This is a genomic window from Paraburkholderia sp. BL21I4N1 (genome assembly GCF_002973525.1).
Lineage (GTDB): Bacteria > Pseudomonadota > Gammaproteobacteria > Burkholderiales > Burkholderiaceae > Paraburkholderia.
The window spans coordinates 75,470-95,092 of the sequence record NZ_PVEN01000006.1; the positions used below are offsets into that span (position 1 = coordinate 75,470).

Here is a 19,623-nt window from a genome sequence, read left to right on the forward strand (position 1 = left end):
CCTCAATGAAAAAAATCCTGATCATAGGCATCGGTGCAGGCGATCCGGACTACCTGACCGTTCAGGCCATCAACGCCCTCAACCAGGCCGACGTGTTCTTCGTGATGGACAAAGGCGTTGCCAAAGAGAAGCTGATCGCGCTGCGCAAGCAGATCATCGAGCGTTTCGTGGACGGCGAGCGTTACCGGATCGTCGAGGCGAGTAATCCCGAACGCCGCCCCGACGACGGCGACTATCGCACCGCGGTGGACGAGTTGAACCGCGACAAGCAGCGCATCTTCGAGCGCCTGATTGCCGAGGAACTGAACGACGGCGACGTCGGCGCTTTTCTGGTGTGGGGCGATCCGTCGCTGTACGACAGCACGATTCGCATCGTCGAGGCGATCGCCGGGTCGATCGCAGAAGGCGGCGGCGAGGCGCTCGACTACGAAGTGATTCCCGGCATCAGCAGCGTCCAGGCGTTGGCGGCACGGCACAAGGTTCCGCTGAACCTGATCGGCCGCTCGATCACGATCACCAACGGCCGCTCGATCGCCGAAGGTTTCCCGGACAACGTGGACAGCGTGGTGGTGATGCTCGACTCGCGGAATGCCTACCGGCATCTCGCGAACGACGATCTCGACATCTACTGGGGCGCCTACGTCGGTACGCCCGACGAAATCCTGATCGCCGGAAAACTGCGCGACGTGATGGACGAAATCGAACGCGTCAGGGCCGAGGCGCGCCGCACGCATGGCTGGATCATGGACACGTATCTGCTGCGCAAACGCGACCGTGCCTGACAAAACCCGAGCGCGCGACTGAGTTGGCCTAGGTTTGCCCGAGGCCGCCTGACGCGGGCGACGCCATGCCACGACGACGCGCGACGCCGCTGCGGCGAGGCTCCCGCGCCAGCCGGGTTATCTGCCGTAACCGCCCGTATTGTGCTTTTTATCCTCCTTGCGCCAATGCGGCTTATATTGGTGTTAGAGGTGTTGCCGCATCGACACGCCCGCTCTTTCGGCGTGACATGCGCGGCACACACGCGCCCGGGTATGATGCCGGTCGCACTCCCAGCGGAGTCCGGTTCGCCGTCGCTCCTCACGTCGCCTTTTCCAGCCACGAGAATCATCATGCCTGCCCAACACGACGAAGCCTCCACTGCCCACGCCACGCCGGGCAAGGCGAAACGCAAGGCGCTGCCGGTGCCGGCGCGCAATCTTCTGATGGTCGCCGTCGGCGTCGTGGTATTCGCGATCGTCGCGGGCGTCGTTCTTTACGGTCCCATTACGTATGGCGACGAGATTCCGAACTTCGGCATCATCCTGATGCTGACCGTGCCGGTTATCGCGGGCGTGGCGTTCCGGGTCGGGCTGGATGCCTGGCTGGATCGGGCGTAAGCGGATCCGGCACCGCAATCGGCAGCACCACCCACACCTCCAGCCCACCGCCGTCGCGCGCATGAAACTGCAGGCTGCCGTGGTGCAGCCGTGCGATCCGCTCGACGATCGCTAACCCCAGACCCGTGCCGCCGCTATGCGCACGCGCATTGCGGCCACGCTGAAACGGCGCCTTCAGTTGCTCCAGCTCCTGCGCCGACAACCCTTTGCCGCGATCGCCGACCGCCACGATCACCGCCTCCGGCGTCGTCCAGCTGCGTACGGCGAGCCCCGTTCCGCCATAGACGATCGCGTTTTGCATCAGGTTCATCAGCAGACGCATCATGCTGATCGGCCGGTATGCGATAGCCGGCAACGCCGCCAGCGACAACGCGAATTCATGCCCCAAGCCCGCGAAATCGCCCGCGAGGCGTTCGATCACCGCATTCAGATCGCCGGGTTCCGCAGCCTCGCGTTCGCCGCTGCCGGCGTAATCCATGAACTGCTGCAGGATCGTTTCGATTTGATCGAGGTACGACTCGGCGGCGACCACGAAACTGCTGTCGCTGCCGTGCGGCATCGCCATGGCCATGGAAAGGCGCAGTTTGGTGAGCGGCGTGCGGATGTCGTGCGAGATACCCGCCAGCATCAGCGCACGAGTTGCCTCGGCCTGCTGCAACGCCTGCGTCATCTGATTGAAAGCATGGCTCACCGTGGCGATTTCGGTCGGGCCGTCGGTGGGCAGCGGCGCGGGCGTTTCGCCGGCGCTCACGCGGCGCGCCGCGCGCGTGAGTTGTTGCAGCGGCTGGTTCAGGTGGCGCTGGATCAGGTAGCCCGTCAACGCCGCAAGCGCGCCCAGACCGAGCGACAACAGAATCGCCGCATCGAGTCCGTTGCCCTGCGCGTCTTCGGGAATCGGCAATGCGATCCAGTACGGCGCTTGCGGCGCATCGGCGGGCGCATGCATGCGAATCCACAAGCGCTGACCGCCGACCGACTGCCAGCGCGCCGGCATGTCGGCAGGTAGATGCGCGCGCAAGCTGTCGAGAAACACGTTGCGCTGATAGATGCGATAGGCGCGCAGCAGATTGGTCGGCTGCGTTTCGACGGCGTCAGCGGGCAGTTCCGTGCGAGCGTCGAGTCGCGCGGTCAATGTGGCGCGCGCTTGGGGCGGCGTGGCAGCAAGCAGGTTGTCGAGCGTCGTCACGTAGGTCGCGAAAACGGCGGCCGCGCGTTCGACCCGCGGCCGCTGCACGTAATGCAGCAGCACGCCGAGCGCACAGGCCTGGCTCAGCATCACCAGCACGATCAGCAAGACGATGTTGCGCGCGAGCAGCGTTCGGGGCAGCAGCGCTCGTAGCACGCCGCCTGGCACGACCCGGCCCTCGCTTCGCACGGCGTGTTTTTGCGTCGTGTCCGGCTCAGGGCGCGTCATGAGTCGACGTCCGCCGCGAGCATGTAACCGATGCCCCACACCGTCTTGATGAAACGCGGTTTGGACGGATCGTCCTCGACGATCTGCCGCAGCCGCAACACCTGCACGTCGATACTGCGATCGAGCGCGTCATGCTCGCGGCCGCGTGCGCGCGCCAGCAGATTGTCGCGGCTCACCGGCCGGTTCGGCGATGAAGCCAACGCGACCAGCAACAACATCTGCGCCGAATGAATCTCCAGCAAGGCACCCGCGCGCGACAGTTGCTGCTTGCCGACGTCGAGCGTGAAATCGCCGAAGCGCACCGATTGCGAGGTCACCGTAACGTCGCCGGACGCCATCTTCTGGCGCCGCAGGAGCGCGTTGATACGCGCCACCAGTTCGCGCGGCAGGAACGGTTTGGCGAGGTAGTCGTCGGCGCCGGTTTCGAGGCCCACCACGCGGTCGAGCGGATCGCCCTTCGCGGTCAGCATCAGGATCGGCAAGGTCTGCCCCTGTTCGCGCAGACGCGCGCAGATTTCGAGGCCGTCTTCAGCGCCTATCATCAGGTCGAGCACGAGTAGATCGAACGGTTCGCGCTCCAGATAGCGGTCGAGCCGCTTGCTGTCTTCCGCGACTCGCACGTCGAAACCGTGGCCGCGAAGAAAACGCTGCAGCATGTTGCGCAATTCGACTTCGTCGTCGAGCACGATGATTTTGGCGGGGCGTTCCATGAGAAAGCTCCTCGATTTAAGCGTCGGGCGGCGTCTGACGCGCCGCGTGCCGTTCGGCCAGCCGCTGCAACAGCACGTAGAACGACGGGATGAACAGCACGGCGATACAGGTGGACGCGAGCATGCCTGAAAATACCGCAATCCCGAGCGAACGGCGCGCGCTCGCACTCGCGCCGGTGGCGATCACGAGCGGCACCACGCCGAGAATGAACGCGAACGACGTCATCATGATCGGCCGGAACCGCAAACGCGCCGCTTCCACCGCGGCCTCGGCAATGCCCACGCCCTGCGCGCGCAAATGCCGCGCGAACTCCACGATCAGAATCGCGTTCTTGGCGGACAACGCGATCAGCAGCACGAGGCCGATCTGCGTGTACAGATTATTGGCGGCGCCGAGAAACGCCAGCGTGCCTGCCGTGCCGAGCAATGCCAGCGGTACGGCCAGCACCACCGCGACCGGCAGCAGCCAGCTTTCGTACTGCGCGGCAAGGACGCAGAACACCAGCAATACGCCCACGGCGAACACCCAGTAGGCCGAATTGCCGACCAGCTTCTCCTGATACGACATCGCCGTCCATTCGTAGCCGACGCCGGCCGGCAGAATGCGCGCGGCCTCCTGTTCGAACGCCGCGATCGCGTCGCCGGTGCTGTAACCGTTCGCCGGATTGCCGTTGATGGCCGCCGCCGGCGCGAGGTTGTACAACGTCGCGACAGCCGGCCCGACGCTGGTATGCGCATCGATAAACGTGCCCAGTTCGACCATATGGCCGCTGTTGCTGCGAATCTGCAAGCGGCGTATGTCGTCGGTATCACGACGAAATGCGCCGTCGGCCTGCACGAACACGGGGAACGTATGGTTGAAAGTCGTGAACTGGTTCACGTAGCTGGAGCCGACATAGTCCTCCAGCAGATCGAACACATTGCCGACCGGCACTTGCAGCGATTCAGCCTTGGCGCGATCCAGCGTGAGTTCGACGGTCGGCACCGACGCGCGAAACGGGCTGAACACGCGCTGCAATTCGGGTTGTTTCGAGACGCCGGCAATCAAGGCATCGGTAGCGTCCTGCAGGCGCCGATAGTTTTGCGAGCCGTCGGTCAGCATCACCTGCATCTGCACGCCGCCGCTATTGCCCAGGCCCTGGATCGGCGGCGGCACGATCACCACCGAACGCACGTCGGGCAGTTTCGCGAGTTCGCGGTTCATGCGCAGATACAGCGAGCGCAGGTCTTCGCCCTTGCCGCGTTTGCTCCAGTCGTCGAGCGTCACGTAGATCAGCGCGGAATTAGGCAGCGAAGCGTTATTGTCGAGCGGCGAGATACCGCCGATCGACACCACGTGACTCACACCGGGAATCGCGCCGATCAGTTTTTCGATCTGCGTGCTAGCCTCGCGAGTGCGTCCGAGCGACGCCGCGTCCGCGAGTTGCGCGGCGATCAGCATATAGCCCTGATCTTCGAGCGGAATGAAGCTGGTGGGAATGCGTGTGAGCAGGAACGCAGACGCCGCGCCGAGCGCCAGCGCGATCACGAGCGCGAGACGGCAACGCGCCACGAACCACGCGACCACTCGTACGTAGCCGCTTTCCACGCGCGCGTAGCCCTTGTCGAACACGCGATACACCACGTTCGGCTTGCCGGGCCGCGCGGGCCGCAACCACTTTGCGCTTTGCACCGGCTTGAGCGTCACCGCATTGATCGCGCTGATCACCGTGGTGGCGACGACCACCAACGCGAATTGCCGGTACATCTGCCCCGTCACGCCACCCAGAAACGCCGATGGCAAGAACACCGAGATCAGCACGAGCGTGATGCCGACAATCGGCCCCAGCAATTCGTGCATCGCGTCGATAGCCGCCTGTTTAGGCGTCTTACCCAGTTCGATGTGTTGCGTGATGCCTTCCACCACGACGATCGCGTCGTCCACCACGATCCCGATGGCCAGCACGATCGCGAATAGCGTCAGCAGGTTGATCGAAAAGCCGAGCAGATAGATCGCACCGAACGTGCCGATGATCGTCACGGGAATCGTCGTAGCGGGCACCAGCATGGCGCGCCAGTTCTGCAGAAACAGCAGGATCACCGCGAGAACCAGCAAGGCCGCTTCGAACAGCGTTTTGTAGACGTCGAGCACCGATTGCCGCACGAAGGTCGTCGTGTCGAACGGCAGTTGATAGCTGACGCCCTTCGGCATGTCTTTCGCGAGACGCGCCATGGTCGCCTTCACCGCATTGCCCACCTCCAGTGCATTGGCCTCGGGCAACTGATAAATCGCGATGCCGGCCGCCGGTTTGCCGTCGAGATTGAAGAACTGCCCGTAACTGGATGAACCGAGTTCGGTGTGCCCCACGTCGCGAATCCGCACGAAATGGCCGCCGTCGTTCGGATCGGCCTTGACGATGATGTCGTCGAATTCGTGCGGATCGGTGAGCGCGCCTTGCATCGTTACCGTCAGTTGGAACGCGGCTCCGCCCGCGTTCGGCTCGGCGCCGAGCTGACCCGCGCTCACGTCCTTGCTCTGGCTCTGGATCGCCTGCGTCACGTCGGCGGCGGTCAAACCGCGTTCGCTGAGCTTCTGCGGATCGAGCCACACGCGCATGCTGTATTGACCGGTGCCGAACACGGTCACGTCGCCGACGCCCGGCAAACGCGCGAGCGTGTCGCGCAGCGAAATCACCGCGTAGTTGCTGAGAAACAGCGAATCGTATTTTGGATCGGGCGATTGCAGCGTGTACAACTGCAAAATCGCGGTGGAACGCTTGCGCACGGTGACGCCCTGCTGCTGCACCGCCTGCGGCAATTGCGCGGTGGCGGCCGAGACACGGTTCTGCACCAGTACCTGCGCCTTGTCGACATCGGTGCCGACGGCGAAGGTCACGGTCAGCGTGTAGGTGCCGTCGTTGGTGCTGGTCGACTGCATGTACAGCGCGTTTTCCACGCCGTTCACCTGAGTTTCGATCGGCAGCGCCACGCGGTCGATCACCGTCGCCGCGCTTGCGCCGGGAAAACGCGCCACCACCTGCACGGTCGGCGGCGTGATGGGTGGATATTGCGCGATCGGCAGATTGATGAGTGCCACGCCGCCCAGCAGCATCACGATCAGCGCGATCACATTGGCAAAAACCGGCCGCTCGACGAAGAAGCGGATCATGACCGACCCTGCGCCGCGGCCGCGACCACCTGCACCCGGGTGCCGGGCGCGACGGCTAGCGCGCCGCCGGTCACCACCCGATCGTTCGCGTTCAGGCCCACGGTGACGGCTCGCAATGTGCCGTACAGTCCGCCGGTTTGCACCGCGCGCTTCTCGATCACGCCCGCGCCGTTCACGATCAGCACGGCAGCGCCGGCCTGCTCGCGCAGCAAGGCGGTATCGGGAATTAGCATGACGTTGCGCGGCGCGCCGGCGGGGATATGCACTTCGACCGACATGCCGGGAATCAGATGCGCGTCCTGATTGGCGATATCGGCACGCAGTTTGAGCGCACCGCTGGCCGAATCCACGCGGGTATCGACGAATTCGAGCGCGGCGTCTTCGCCCTGCGCGGCCGGCGCGCCGAGCACATTCACGCGCACGGTGCGTGGCGGTTTCGTGAACAGCCCGATACGATTCGCGTCGCGCTCGTTCAGCGTGAAATTCACGTACACCGGTTGAATGCGGTCCAAGGTGGCGAGCCTGGTGGAATCCGATGCGCCGACCAGATTGCCGACGTCGAATGAACGCGCGCCGATGCGGCCCGCGAATGGCGCGCGGATTTCCGTATAGCCGAGATTGATCCGCGACATGTCGCGTTTGGCGAGCGCCTGGTCGCGCGTGGTCTGCGCTTTCTGCAACGACGATTCGGAGGTCGCGTTGTCGGACGTGAGCTGCTTCTGGCGTGTCAGTTCCTGATCCGCGTTGACGAGCGCGGCCTGGTCGTAAGTGAGTTGCGCGCGATACGAATCCGGCTCGATGCGGAACAGCAACTGGCCTTGCTTGACGTACGCGCCATCGGCGAAACCGATCTGCTGCAGCACGCCCTGCACGCGGGCCACCAGCGTAACCGTGGCCGAAGGCGCGACGGTGCCGCTCAGGTCGAGTTGTTCGCGCACTTCGCGAGGCACGGGCCGGCTTACGCTGACTTGCGGTAGCGGTGCGTTCTGCGCGGCTTGGGAGCTGTTGTCGTGGCAGGCCGACAACGCGAGGATCGACGCGGCGAGAATAACCGGCGCGATGACTGCGAGCGGTGCAATGCGAAACGCGATGGCGGGTTTGATCCGGCTTTTCATACAGCCCTCAGCCGTGCTCCGCTCGTTGTCCACGCATCGATTCGCCATGTTCTTATTTCCCGTTCTCAGGCTGTGCCACATTCGCGCGCGCCAACGCGGAACCGGCCGGCGGATTCAACAAACGCCCCCAATCCGTGCGCTGCGCCATCTGCGTGGCAATCTGTTCGCTGACCACCTGCTGCCCCTGCGCGACCTCCCAGCCGCCGCCGAGCGCACGATACAGCGACACCGCCGCCAGCGCCGCCAGCCCCTGGTTCTGCGCGAGCGCGTCGCCGTCGCGCAGCGCCGAACGCGACGCGTCCAGCACCGGATCGTAGGTCACCGAGCCCGCGCGATACTGCGCGTTCGCGAGCCGCAGCGCGCGTTGCGATGCATCGGAGGCGCGCGCGGACGCGGCGAGCGCATCCAGCGACGTGCGCAACGCGGCGATCGCGTCTTCCACTTCTTTCTGCGCTTGCAATACGGTGTTCTGATAGTCGAGCACCGCTTCCTGAAACGTCGCGTCCTGCACTCGCACCGCGTTTTTCAACTGGCCGCGATCGAGGATAGGCAACGTGATGCCCGCGGAAAACAGCCCGATCGTCTTGCTGCCCCATTGCGTCAAACCAATGCCGTGCTGCTCGCCCGACGACAACCCGAACAGCCCCGTCAACGACAGCGACGGATACAGCTTCGCCTTCGCCGCGCCGATCAGCGCCGATTGAGCCGCCGCGTTGAGCGCGGCCTGACGCACGTCGGGACGGCGCCGCAGCAGGTCGGCGGGAATGCCGACGTCGATCTGCGTGGGCGGCACGGGAATCGCCGTGCCGCCTTTGAGTTGCGCCTCGACGGCGTCGGGCGGATCGGCGAGCAGCACCGCCAGCGTGTCGCGATCCTGTGCGCGCGCCTTGATGAGCGGCGGAATCTGCGCTTCGGTTTCGGCCACCAGGGTGGCGGCCTGTTCGACGTCGAGCTGGGTCGCCGCGCCGTGTTTGTAACGCGCCTGCGTCAGCGTGAGGCTCTGCTGCACCGACTTGAGATTCTGCTGCGCCACTGCAATGCGCTGATCGAGCGTACGCAAGTCGATATAGGCATTCGCGAGGTCGCCGAACAGGGACACCAGCGCGTTGTCATAAGCGGCTTCCGACACTCGCAATTGCGCGCGATCCGATTCGATCTGCCGGCGATACTTGCCCCAGAAATCGATTTCCCAGCCGGCATTCAAGCGTAAATGTTCGGCCCACAAATGGGTGGGCGGCAACGGGCCCACGCCGCTCGTGTTGATATGATCCGCGCCCGCCGACACGCTGCCCGACTGCGGCAGCAGATTTTCCGCGCTGGCCGCGAGTTGCGCGCGCGCCTTGAAGATATGCAGACCGGCCACTTGCAGCGACAGATTGCGCTGGTAAGCACGTTCTTCGAGCGCACTCAGCACCGGATCGTTGAACGCGGTCCACCAGGCGGCTTGCGCGGCAGGCGTGGCCTGCCCGTGGTCCGGCAAGCTTTCGAGCCAGCGGTTTTCGAGCGTCGCGTCCGGCTGTTTGAAATCGGGGCCGACGCTCTGGCAGGCGCTCAATGCCACGCTCATCGACACTAGCATCGACGTGCAGGCAAGGCGCAAACGGCGGGACGTGGCGGATTTCATCGCGCATGGTTGGTCGTCAACGGACAGCTGAGGGTTCGGCGGCGGAACGGCTCGCGCGCCGCGCCACGGCCCTACGATCCCGCCGATCCACGCGCGGCTCAGTGCGCTGCCCCGCGTTGCTGCATGAATGCCTCGATCTGCGGCAACGTGATGTAGCCCGCCTTCTGCGCGTCGATCTCGTCGAAGTGCTTGGCGACCATCGGCATGCCGGCCGCGGCCTGGTCTTTGGTGAGCTTGCCGTCGTGCGTGGTGTTGGCATTCGAGAAACGCGTCTGCAACTGCTGCTCCATGCGCTGCATACGCTGAGGATTACCGGCCTGCGGCGCGGCGGATTGAGCGAACGTAACGGTGGATGCGCAGCACAACAACACGATGGCGAACAACTTCTTCATGACCGACTCCTTGATGGGTCATCGAGCGTCGCCTGCTGGTGCCGCGATCCGTTCAATGACAGGCCGAATTCTTGGGCAAGCGCCGAGTGAACGCAATTTCAGAATCATGTCGAGTTATGTCATGACCGCCGCGACGCCCATTCGCGTGACATGGAATGAAATGACTTTGCGATGCCGTTCCTAACGCGCTTTGCGTATCTTTCGTCTGCCGGCCCGAGCGACGCAGCCAGCGCCGTGAGCGCCGCCGCGACCCGCGGAACGCCCCGGCTCTCAAGCAATCCGAACCACGCGACAGACTTTTTCACCGTAAGAAGCACGGCGCCGTTCACCGTCTCAGGAGTACTCCGTGACCATTCGCACCGTTTGCGTCTTCACCTTGACCGCCCTCGGCGTGGCCTGCTCGTCGCCGCCATTCGCCCGCACGTTCGCGTTGCCGCCCGCCACCGTGGTGTATGCGCCGCCGCCCCGGCCGGTCCATGGCGGCGTGCCGGTCAATCCGGTCTATGTGGCCGCGCCTCCGCTGACGCCCGTTCGCGTGACGCCGCGAATCGTCGCCACGGCGCCTCGGGCAGCCGCGGATCGGCGATCGATGACGAAAAAGGCCGTTGAATCAGCATAGGACATGCTGTCGGCAAGATTGCCTGGTGAATTCCCGTTGTACTGAGGAATAGAGCACGGGACGGGCGCGTGGAGCGCCGCAGCAAGTGAATCCGTGGTTCAGTTGATCAGAATCCGCGCGCCGAGCGCCAGCACGAGCGCCGGCAGCATCACCACCACGCCGACCTTCAGAAACTTCAGAAAGCCGACGTCCTCGCCTTCGCGGCGAATCGCGTTGAGCCAAAGGATCGTGGCGAGCGACCCCGTGATCGACAGGTTCGGCCCCAGGTCGACGCCGATCAGCAACGCGTCGATGACGCGCTCCGGGCTGTGCGCCTGCATCACGGTCGAACTGGCGATCAGCCCGGCCGGCAGGTTATTCATCAGATTGCTGCCAATCGCGATGGCGGCTCCAGCCCAGCCCGCAGTGCTCATTTCGTTGTGCAGCGCCGCGCGCCGCGTCAGGCCGGCGAGCGTCGTGATGACGCCGGTGTGATCGAGCATCTCGACCAGCACGAACAGCGCGGCGACCAGCGGCAGCACGCTCCATGAGATCTCGCGGATCATCGGCAGCGGCGATTTGCGCTCCTGGATCAGCACGACCAGCGCCGTCAGTGCGCCGAGAATCGCGGTGGGCAAGCCGAGCGGCAGATCGAACGCGGACACCGTCAGCAACGCGACGGCCGTCACCGCGATACCCGCGAGCGCGACGCGGCCGCTCGCCGACAGCGCGAGCGGTTCCAGATTCGCCTCGCAGGTGCCGGCCAGCGCGTCGCGCTGGCTCCAGCGCAGCATGACGTAAGTCGCGACGATCGACAGCAGCGAAGGCAGCGTGAAGCGCATCAGCCACGCGCCGAGCGCGGGCGTGTGATTGCCGTACAGCACGATGTTGGCCGGATTCGAGATCGGCAGCACGAAGCTCGCGGCGTTGGCGATGAAAGCGCAGACGAACAGCAACGGCAACGGGTGCGTCTTCGCCTTTTTGGCGGCGGCGAAGACGGCCGGGGTGAGCACGACCGCGGCGGCGTCGTTGGAAAGAAAGGCGGTGATCACCACGCCGACCAGATAGACGAGCAGGAACAGCTTGCGCGGCGAACCCTGGGCATGATTGACCGCCAGCACCGCGACCCAGTCGAACAGCCCTTCCCGGCGCCCCACTTCGGACAGCAGCATCATGCCGAACAGAAACAGGTAGACGTCGGTGCCTTTGCCGACTGCCGCGATCGCCAGATCGACCGGCAACAGCCCCAGCGACACCAGCAGCAACGCGCCGGCAACGGCCCAGACGGCCTCGGGCCATTTAAACGGCCGGGTGATGACACCGGCCGTGGCGGCCGCGGCGATACCCCAGGATAGCAAAACGGAATTCAAAACGTGAGCCTTGATGAGAGTTTGGGCCGCGCAGCGGCGCTCGCTACGCAGCAGCCGCCTTGGTGCGATCGCTGCCGGCGCTTGGTTAGCAAACCGTATGCCAGAGCGATGCCGCGCTGGCGCGGGTGCTGTGGCACCCGCCCTCAGCCCACCCGGTTCACCGCCGCGATGCAATCGCGCCCATTGTCTTTGGCAAGGTACAACTGCGAGTCCACCAGATTCACGAACGCCACCGGATCGGCGTCCGCCGCGGGAATCAGCGTGCCGACGCCGAAGCTCGCGGTGACCGTCTGGCGGAAAGGCGAACGTTCGTGCGCGATCTCTTCGGCGCTGAGCCGGTCGCGGCATCGCTCGACGACCTGCCGCGCGGCATCGGCGCCGGTATTCGGCAGGATCAGCACGAACTCCTCGCCGCCGAAGCGGCCGACGAAATCGCCGGGCCGCACTGCTTCACTCAGCACGGTGGCGACCCGCTTCAGGCACGCGTCCCCTTGCACGTGGCCGTAGTAGTCGTTGTACGACTTGAAGAAATCGATGTCGGCCATGATTAGCGAAAGCGGCGCCGCGTGCCGCTGCGCCGCGCTCCATTCGCGCTGCAATACGGCGTCGAATTCGCGACGATTGCCGACGCCCGTAAGGCCGTCCTTGAACGACAGCGCTTCGAGTTCGCGTTGCAATTCGGCCAGCTTCTCTTCGGTCTTCTTGCGCTCGCTGATGTCGAACATGAAGCCGACCAGGGCCTCGACCTCGCCGTCGGCGTTGCGCACCACATGCACCACGTCGCGCAGCCAGACGTATTCGCCGCGGCTCGTCAATGCGCGATAGTCCGCTTCGTGATCGGTGCCCGCCCGCGACTGCGCGACGCAGAATTCGACCACCTTGTCGCGGTCTTCCGGATGCATGCGCGCGGCCCAGTCCTGCACCGTCTTCCAGCTCAACGGCGCCCAGCCGAGCAGCGCTTCGATCTGCGGACCGATATAGGTGAATGCCATGGTCGCCCAATCGATCTTCCACGGAATCGCTTTCGTCGATTCGAGCAAGGTGCGGTAGACGGCGGCGTCGTGCTCCATGTATCCTTCCACGCCGGTTGCGGCCGGTGCGGAGTCATGCCGCAAAAAATCCGCGCCGAGCGGCGCGTTATGTTTGCCAGTGCTAGTCATCGATTCAATCCTTCCTCGCAGTCCAGACGCGCAAATTAACACAGCGCCGGCTGCAATCAGGCGTTTACGCAGCGCGCGGCCTTCAATTCCACGCCATTAGCGTCACCAATACAACGATCTGTTCTCTTCTCCCCGTCTATTCAGTTTTCATTGGCCTGCCTACTATCCGCATTCACCCGCGATACCGCATGCCCAACCCACAGCAAAAGATGAAATCGAGTCCTTCAGATCCCGACCGCTATCACGGCACCGCCATTGCATTGCATTGGCTGATCGCCGCGCTGATCGTCTGCGGTTTCTATATCGGCTGGATCATGACCGATATCCATGGCTTCACGCCGACCAAGCTCAAGTACTTCTCGTGGCACAAATGGATCGGCGTGACCGTCTTCGCGCTAGCCGTGGTCCGCGTGGTGTGGCGCGCCACCCACCGCGCGCCGGCGCTCGATAGCGCCACGCCCACGTGGCAGAAGGCCGCGGCGGATCTGGTGCATGGTCTGTTATATCTGTTGATGCTGGCTATTCCGCTGTCCGGCTACTTCTATAGTTCCGCCGCCGGTATTCAGGTGGTGTATCTCGGCATCGTGCCGCTGCCCACCTTCATCGGCCCGGACCAGGCACTCAAGGCAACGTTGCGCACGGTCCACGTGCTGCTCAATTACACGCTGCTGGCGCTGGTCGTCATGCACGTGCTGGCGGCGCTCAAGCATCAATTCGTCGACCGCGACGGCCTGCTCGGCAGGATGATTCCATTCCTCAAGTAACGTCGCTTAACCATCAGGTGACAGGCGTAGCCGGCGATTGGCCACGGCCTGTTGGCAATCTAATTCCCAGCGGTGCGTAATCAACGCACGCGGGTTCGATAGGATGCGTACCACTATGAAACCCAACCTTTATCACCTCGCCCTTCGCACGGCGGTTCGCCCCGCGATCCGACCGATCCTCGCCGGTATCGCGGCGCTTTCGCTGTTCGGCGCCGGGCTCGCGCACGCCGACGTCGACGTCAGCAAAAGCAGCGTGGTTGCCACCACGAAACAGATGAACGTGCCGGTCGACGGCAAGTTCAAAAAGTTCTCCGCGCAACTGAATTTCGATCCCGCCAAGCCGACCGCCGGCAGCGCCAACGTGTCGATCGACACCGGCAGCTACGACCTCGGCGCGGACGACTACAACAAGCAGGCGCAAGGCAAGGAATGGTTCGACAGCGCGACCTACCCGGCCGCGACCTTTGTTTCCAGCGCGATCGCGCCGGCCGGCGGCAACCAGTACAAGATCACCGGCAAGCTGACCATCAAGGGCAAATCGCAAACCGTGGTGGTGCCGGTCACCGTCACGGCGCAAGGTGCCACGCAAACCTTCGACGGCTCGCTGCCCATCAAGCGCTCGCAGTTCGACGTCGGCACGGGCGAATGGAAAGATACATCGGTGGTGGCCGACGAAGTCGTCATCAAATTTCACCTCGTCGCTTCGAAGAAGTAATTCGACACCCGAAGCGCCGCAGTCCTTTTAGACACCCTTTCTAGAAAACCTGGAGAACACCTTGAAGAAATCCTTTCTGCTCGCCGCCGGCGCGCTGGCCGCTGCCCTGTCGTTCAACGCCATGGCTGCCGACACGTATCAGCTCGATCCGACCCACACCTACCCGAGCTTCGAAACCGACCACTTCGGCGGCATCTCGACGTGGCGCGGCAAGTTCAAGAAGAGCAGCGGCACCGTCGTGCTGGATCGCGCGGCGAAGACCGGCACGGTCGACGTGACGATCGACATGAGCTCGGTGGATATCGGCAACGACAAGCTCGACGCGGAACTGGTCACGGAGAAGTTCTTCGACGCCGCCAAGTACCCGACCGCCACGTACAAGGGCACGCAGATCCGCTTCGACGGCGACAAGCCGGTTGAAGTGATCGGCTCGCTGACCATGCACGGCATCACCAAGCCGGTCAATCTCAAGATCGAATCGTTCAAGTGCTTCACGAACCCGATGCTCAAGCGTGAAGTGTGCGGCACCGAATCGACCGCCACGTTCAATCGTGACGACTTCGGTATCGACTTCGGCAAGGCTTACGGCTTCAAGATGCAGACCACGCTGCACATCCAGGCCGAAGGCATCAAGCAGTAAATACCGTTTTTGTTGAGTATCGAGGCGGTCGCGGTAGCGGGTCGGCAGATCCGCGCATTACCGCGACCGCTTTTTTTATCGGGCCAACAGACTGGATTTTTACGTGCCGCGCTTGTTCCGAAGCCGCGATGAGCCTCTGATTCCTCCTATGAATAGCCCTTTAAAACAGGCGTATTCCGTCATTTTCAGGTCATAAGTTCCGGTTCCGTCACGCCCGAAAACTTGAGCGTGAAGAGCCGCCACATCTGCCCGCTGTTCACCCATTTGAACCGCCCGCCTCAACCTTAAAGTCGCCAGCACGAAAATAATCTTGTTTGGAGAAGTTGGGTGAAACGGATGAAACTGGCGGCCTTCGCCGCAACGGTATTGGTGATGACGGCGGCGGCAACGCAAGCCGAGGCGCAGGAAATCTACGCGCATGGCGGCACGCTCGGCGCGGGTGTCGGCGCCGCGCTGCCGCTGAATTCGTGGGCGGGCGTACATGCGGAATTCGAAGGCTTCGGCCTGTCGCGCTCGTTCAACGTGGACGGCAACCAGTACGACGGCCATCTGAAGCTGCTGCAAGGCGGCCTCTACGCCGACCTGTTCCCGTTCAAGTCGAGCGGATTTCGCGTGACCGCCGGCGCGCTGATCAACGACGACAACGTCACGGCCCACGCCGTGCCGAACGCGCAAGGCAACTACAAGATCGGCGACACATTCGTGCCGGCCGTGGGCGCCGCGCCGTCCACCACGATCACGCTGCCGCGCGTGATGCCCTACCTCGGCATCGGCTACGGGCATAAGCCGGTTTCGAAGGGCTTCGGCCTGACGCTCGATCTCGGTGTCGCGTACGGACGGCCGCGCACCTCGTATAGCGTGCCGGCGGTCTATTCGATGCTCACCACCCAGGCCAATATCGACCAGGAAGAGCAGAACATCAGCAACAAGGTGGAGCGCTACAAGGTTTATCCGGTGGTACAGATTGGTGTGAGCTACCGGTTCAACTAACGCGAGGTCAGCCAGACCCCGAAGATAATCGCGCCCACGCCGCTCAAACGCATGAAGTCCGCTGGGCGCGCGGTCGCGCCCAGCGCGAGCGGACGTTTCCGGTAAGCCTCGAATGGGTGCTCGACTACCTCGGCGACAGCGACACACTGCATCGCGAACGGATCTCGTGATTGCGTGGCAAGGTACTATGACGGTTTGGCTTCCGCGCCGCAGCGCACTATCGCAACGCAACGCGGCGCGCACGTTGAACAACCAGGCTGCAGCTGTTATCCCCGTTATTGCCGCTAACACCCGTCATGAATTCTGCAAGCCGCCGCATCGCGCACCTCGACATGGACGCGTTTTACGCGTCCGTCGAGTTGTTGCGTTATCCGGAACTGCGCGGCCAGGCGGTGGTGATCGGCGGCGGCCGCAACGCCGCGCCGCAACACCTTGAAGACGGCACGCGCCGCTTTGCCAGGCTGCGCGATTACGCGGGCCGCGGCGTGGTCACCACGTCCACCTACGAAGCGCGCGCGCTCGGCGTGTTCTCGGCCATGGGCATGATGAAAGCCGCCGTGCTCGCGCCTGACGCGATTCTGCTGCCTACCGATTTCGATTCCTATCGCCACTACTCGCGTGTCTTCAAAGCGGCGGTCGCCACTTTCACGGACCGGATCGAGGATCGCGGCATCGACGAAATCTATATCGACCTCACCGAGCTGCCGGGCGAACCGCGCGAGATCGCCGCGCGCATCAAGAACGCGGTGAATGAAGCCACCGGCCTCACCTGCTCGATCTGCGTCGCGCCGAACAAGCTGCTGGCCAAGATCGGCTCCGAACTCGACAAACCCAACGGTCTCACGATCCTCACCCCGGCGGATGTGCCCTTGCGCGTCTGGCCGCTGCCGGTGCGCAAGGTCAACGGGATCGGTCCGAAGGCTGCGGAAAAACTCACGGCGCTAGGTCTCGCCACCGTCGGCGATCTGGCGGCGGCGGACGCGGGGCTCCTGCAGGATCACTTCGGGCGCAGCTATTCGGCGTGGCTGATGCAGATCGCGCAAGGCCACGACGAGCGGCCGGTGGTAGTCGAATCGGAGCCCAAGTCGATGAGCCGCGAGACCACCTTCGAGCGCGATCTCCACCCGAAACTTGACCGGCCCGCGCTGTCCAGTTCGTTTACAGGCTTGTGTGTGCGGGTTGCGGAAGATCTCGTACGCAAGGGTTACGTGGGCCGCACCGTGGGCATCAAACTGCGCTACGACGACTTCCGCACGGTCACGCGCGACCTCACGCTAGACGAGCCGACCGCCGACGCCGCCGAGATCCGGCGCGCGGCAACCGAATGTCTGCGCCGGGTCGAATTGAACCGCAAGCTGCGGTTGCTGGGGGTACGCGTGAGCGCGCTGACACCGGCCAACGCGCAAGCGGTCAAGCCGCGCCTGCCGGTTCAGGCGGACTTGCCCTTCACCAGCGACGAATAACCCGTCGCCTCGGCAGTTGCGCCCACGCTGGCGCCCGTATTCGGGCGCATGGTCGGCAACGCCGTATCGAACTGCGAGGCCGCGATCGAAAACGAAAACGTGTTGATGCCATTCGCGCTGTGCGCCGACACGGTGCCGCGATGCATCTCCGCGATCGCCTTCACGATCGCCAGACCGAGGCCATGGTTTTCGCGGCTGTTCGTGCGCGAGACTTCCGCGCGATAGAAGCGATCGAACAGATGCTCGAGCACGCCGGGCTCGATCGGCTCGCCGGGGTTGGCCACCGCCACCCGCACCTGGTCTTCGACGCGTGCGATCGTCACACTGATCGCCGCGCCGGGTTCGCAGTGCTGGATCGCGTTCATCAGCAGATTCGTGCAGGCACGACCGAACAGCGAGCGGTTCACGCGCGTCTGCGCGTCGCCGCGCAGCTCGGCATGCACGCGCGCTTCCTCGAGCGGAATCTCGAGAAACTCCAGCGTATGCGCCACTTCCGCCGCCAGCGACACCTCGATGAGACCCGTTGCGCGTTCACCCTGATCGGCGCGCGCGAGGAACAGCATGTCGTTGATGATGGCGCGCATGCGCTCGAATTCCTCGAGGTTCGATTGCAGCGTATGACGTAGATCGTCCACGGAACGATTGCGGGTCAACGCCACTTCGGTCTGGCCGATCAGAATCGTCACCGGGGTGCGCAGTTCGTGGGCCACGTCCGCATTGAACGATTCGAGGCGGCCATACGCGCCGTCCAGCCGTTCGAGCGCACCGTTGAATGAATTGGCGAGGTCGTTCAGTTCGAGCGGCAACGAGGCGGTGTTCAGGCGCTGCGAGCGATTGTTCGGACTGACGGCGGAAGCGTCGCGCGTGAGGCGCGTGAGCGGCGCGAGACCGAGACGCGTCACCGAATAGCTGAGCAGCAGCACCGCGAGACTGCCCAGCGCGGACAGCGCGGCGAGCGCCGAGCCGAACACGCGCATGGTGCGAATGTTCGGCGAATAGCTCGCGGCTACCTGCAATTGCAGCGGCGGGCGCGCGTCGTAAGAGGGGACCGTCACCGTGGAGGTCAGCATGTCCTGGCCGCCGCCGGCCGGCTTCACGCGAGCGTAACCGCCGGGCCAGCTCTTCACCACGCTGCCTTCGACCGGCTGGCCGTAATGGAAATACGGATCGGTACTCGATACGGAATACACCGTGCTGCCGTCGTGCGGCGTCATGTCCGTGAGTTTTTCACGGCACATGCGCCACTTTTCCGGCGTCACGGCGTGATAGACGATGATGCGCGCGATCTGCGTGCGATCGTCGAGCGACTCGCGCAGATGGTGTTCGAGTTGCGTGCGCAACACCACGAAGAGTCCCGTGCCGACCAGCGTGAACACGGAGAGCGCGACCAGCGCGAACATCAGCGCGAGGCGGCGGGCGATCGATCGGTTCATGACTGCTCGGCCTCCTCGCGTACTTCGAGCACATAGCCCATGCCGCGCACGGTATGCAGCAGCTTGGACGAAAACGGACCGTCGAGCTTCGCGCGCAGGCGTTTGATCGCGGTCTCCACCACGTTCGTGTGGCTGTCGAAATTGACGTCCCAGACAAGTTCGGTGATCGCGGTCTTCGACAGAATGTCGCCCTGCCGGCGAGCCAGCACGCTCAGCAGCTGAAACTCCTTGGCGGTCAGGTCGAGGCGTACGCCGTCGCGCGTTGCGCGGCGGCCGATCAGATCGACGAACAGATCGCCGACGGAGATCAGCGTCGATTCCTGCGAACGCGTGCGGCGTGCCAGCGCATGCAGCCGCTCGACCAGTTCGAGGAACGAAAACGGTTTGGTGAGGTAGTCGTCCGCGCCTTCGCGCAGGCCGCGCACGCGGTCGTTCACGTGGTCGCGCGCGGTCAGCATGATGACGGGCGTGGACTTGCGCATGCGCAGCGCCTTCAGCACGCTGAAGCCGTCGCGTTTGGGCAGCATCACGTCGAGCACGATCACGTCGTAGTCAAACTCGGTGGCGAGATGCATGCCCTCCTCGCCGTCTAGTGCGACGTCGACGACCCAGCCCTGCTCTGTCAAACCGGAGCGCAAATAATCGACCACCTTGTGCTCGTCTTCAACAATCAGCAATTTCATGCGCGTCCCCTTGTCTGTGCATTAT

The 19,623-nt window shown here is 64.0% G+C and carries 19 protein-coding genes; 8 read left to right on the forward strand and 11 right to left on the reverse strand.

What is annotated here, in order from left to right; genetic code table 11:
- The first annotated feature begins 5 nt into the window (after positions 1–5).
- Complete coding sequence (gene cobF / locus B0G83_RS17200; RefSeq protein ID WP_105508590.1) at positions 6–782, forward strand: precorrin-6A synthase (deacetylating); 777 nt, start codon at positions 6–8, stop codon at positions 780–782.
- 330 nt (positions 783–1,112) lie between these two features.
- Entirely contained in the window at positions 1,113–1,379 is a 267-nt protein-coding gene (locus B0G83_RS17205) for a hypothetical protein (protein ID WP_105508591.1), read from the forward strand.
- Here B0G83_RS17205 and B0G83_RS17210 read toward each other — a convergent pair.
- From B0G83_RS17210 to B0G83_RS17235, 6 genes are all read right to left on the reverse strand, one after another.
- Positions 1,324–2,655, reverse strand: coding sequence for an ATP-binding protein (locus tag B0G83_RS17210; RefSeq protein ID WP_374954924.1), 1,332 nt, complete (start codon positions 2,653–2,655; stop codon positions 1,324–1,326). The two genes, B0G83_RS17205 and B0G83_RS17210, sit on opposite strands and share 56 nt — an antisense overlap.
- Before the next feature lie 134 nt (positions 2,656–2,789).
- Positions 2,790–3,503, reverse strand: a complete 714-nt coding sequence (locus B0G83_RS17215) for a response regulator (RefSeq protein WP_105508592.1) — start codon at positions 3,501–3,503, stop codon at positions 2,790–2,792.
- A gap of 16 nt (positions 3,504–3,519) precedes the next feature.
- The gene (locus tag B0G83_RS17220; RefSeq protein WP_105508593.1) at positions 3,520–6,651 is read right to left on the reverse strand and encodes an efflux RND transporter permease subunit; all 3,132 of its coding nucleotides are present in this window, start codon (positions 6,649–6,651) and stop codon (positions 3,520–3,522) included.
- Positions 6,648–7,766 carry an efflux RND transporter periplasmic adaptor subunit gene (locus tag B0G83_RS17225; RefSeq protein ID WP_105508594.1) on the reverse strand — a complete coding sequence of 373 codons (1,119 nt, stop codon included), beginning with the start codon at positions 7,764–7,766 and terminating at the stop codon, positions 6,648–6,650. The genes B0G83_RS17220 and B0G83_RS17225 overlap by 4 nt, the downstream gene beginning before the upstream one ends.
- 52 nt (positions 7,767–7,818) lie before the next feature.
- Positions 7,819–9,390 carry an efflux transporter outer membrane subunit gene (locus B0G83_RS17230; RefSeq protein ID WP_105508595.1) on the reverse strand — a complete coding sequence of 524 codons (1,572 nt, stop codon included), beginning with the start codon at positions 9,388–9,390 and terminating at the stop codon, positions 7,819–7,821.
- Between the two features lie 98 nt (positions 9,391–9,488).
- Positions 9,489–9,782, reverse strand: coding sequence for a hypothetical protein (locus tag B0G83_RS17235; protein WP_105508596.1), 294 nt, complete (start codon positions 9,780–9,782; stop codon positions 9,489–9,491).
- A gap of 346 nt (positions 9,783–10,128) precedes the next feature.
- Here B0G83_RS17235 and B0G83_RS17240 point away from each other — a divergent pair, with 346 nt between their 5' ends.
- The gene (locus B0G83_RS17240) at positions 10,129–10,401 is read left to right on the forward strand and encodes a hypothetical protein (RefSeq protein WP_105508597.1); all 273 of its coding nucleotides are present in this window, start codon (positions 10,129–10,131) and stop codon (positions 10,399–10,401) included.
- Positions 10,402–10,499: 98 nt separating this feature from the next.
- Here B0G83_RS17240 and B0G83_RS17245 read toward each other — a convergent pair whose 3' ends face one another.
- Positions 10,500–11,750 carry an arsenic transporter gene (locus B0G83_RS17245; protein WP_105508598.1) on the reverse strand — a complete coding sequence of 417 codons (1,251 nt, stop codon included), beginning with the start codon at positions 11,748–11,750 and terminating at the stop codon, positions 10,500–10,502.
- Positions 11,751–11,893: 143 nt separating this feature from the next.
- Positions 11,894–12,910, reverse strand: a complete 1,017-nt coding sequence (locus B0G83_RS17250; protein ID WP_105508599.1) for a sensor domain-containing diguanylate cyclase — start codon at positions 12,908–12,910, stop codon at positions 11,894–11,896.
- Between the two features lie 209 nt (positions 12,911–13,119).
- Here B0G83_RS17250 and B0G83_RS17255 point away from each other — a divergent pair, with 209 nt between their 5' ends.
- The 4 genes from B0G83_RS17255 (at position 13,120) to B0G83_RS17270 (ending at position 16,019) form a co-directional block, all read left to right on the forward strand.
- Positions 13,120–13,674 carry a cytochrome b gene (locus B0G83_RS17255; protein ID WP_105508600.1) on the forward strand — a complete coding sequence of 185 codons (555 nt, stop codon included), beginning with the start codon at positions 13,120–13,122 and terminating at the stop codon, positions 13,672–13,674.
- Positions 13,675–13,789: 115 nt separating this feature from the next.
- A complete protein-coding gene (locus B0G83_RS17260; protein WP_258167926.1) occupies positions 13,790–14,389 on the forward strand; it encodes a YceI family protein in 600 nt (199 codons plus the stop codon).
- Between the two features lie 61 nt (positions 14,390–14,450).
- Entirely contained in the window at positions 14,451–15,029 is a 579-nt protein-coding gene (locus tag B0G83_RS17265; RefSeq protein WP_105508601.1) for a YceI family protein, read from the forward strand.
- 336 nt (positions 15,030–15,365) lie between these two features.
- Positions 15,366–16,019: a hypothetical protein gene (locus B0G83_RS17270; RefSeq protein WP_105508602.1), complete on the forward strand. Its 654-nt coding sequence runs from the start codon at positions 15,366–15,368 to the stop codon at positions 16,017–16,019.
- Here the strand turns inward: B0G83_RS17270 and B0G83_RS38665 are convergent.
- A complete protein-coding gene (locus B0G83_RS38665; RefSeq protein WP_181156931.1) occupies positions 16,016–16,171 on the reverse strand; it encodes a hypothetical protein in 156 nt (51 codons plus the stop codon). The two genes, B0G83_RS17270 and B0G83_RS38665, sit on opposite strands and share 4 nt — an antisense overlap.
- 144 nt (positions 16,172–16,315) lie before the next feature.
- Here B0G83_RS38665 and dinB point away from each other — a divergent pair, with 144 nt between their 5' ends.
- The gene (gene dinB / locus B0G83_RS17275) at positions 16,316–17,482 is read left to right on the forward strand and encodes a DNA polymerase IV (protein ID WP_105508603.1); all 1,167 of its coding nucleotides are present in this window, start codon (positions 16,316–16,318) and stop codon (positions 17,480–17,482) included.
- Here dinB and B0G83_RS17280 read toward each other — a convergent pair.
- Positions 17,449–18,915 (reverse strand): heavy metal sensor histidine kinase, encoded by a 1,467-nt coding sequence (locus tag B0G83_RS17280; protein ID WP_105508604.1) that lies wholly within the window; start codon positions 18,913–18,915, stop codon positions 17,449–17,451. The genes dinB and B0G83_RS17280 overlap by 34 nt on opposite strands.
- Positions 18,912–19,598: a heavy metal response regulator transcription factor gene (locus tag B0G83_RS17285; protein ID WP_091802526.1), complete on the reverse strand. Its 687-nt coding sequence runs from the start codon at positions 19,596–19,598 to the stop codon at positions 18,912–18,914. The genes B0G83_RS17280 and B0G83_RS17285 overlap by 4 nt, the downstream gene beginning before the upstream one ends.
- Positions 19,599–19,623 lie beyond the last annotated feature (25 nt).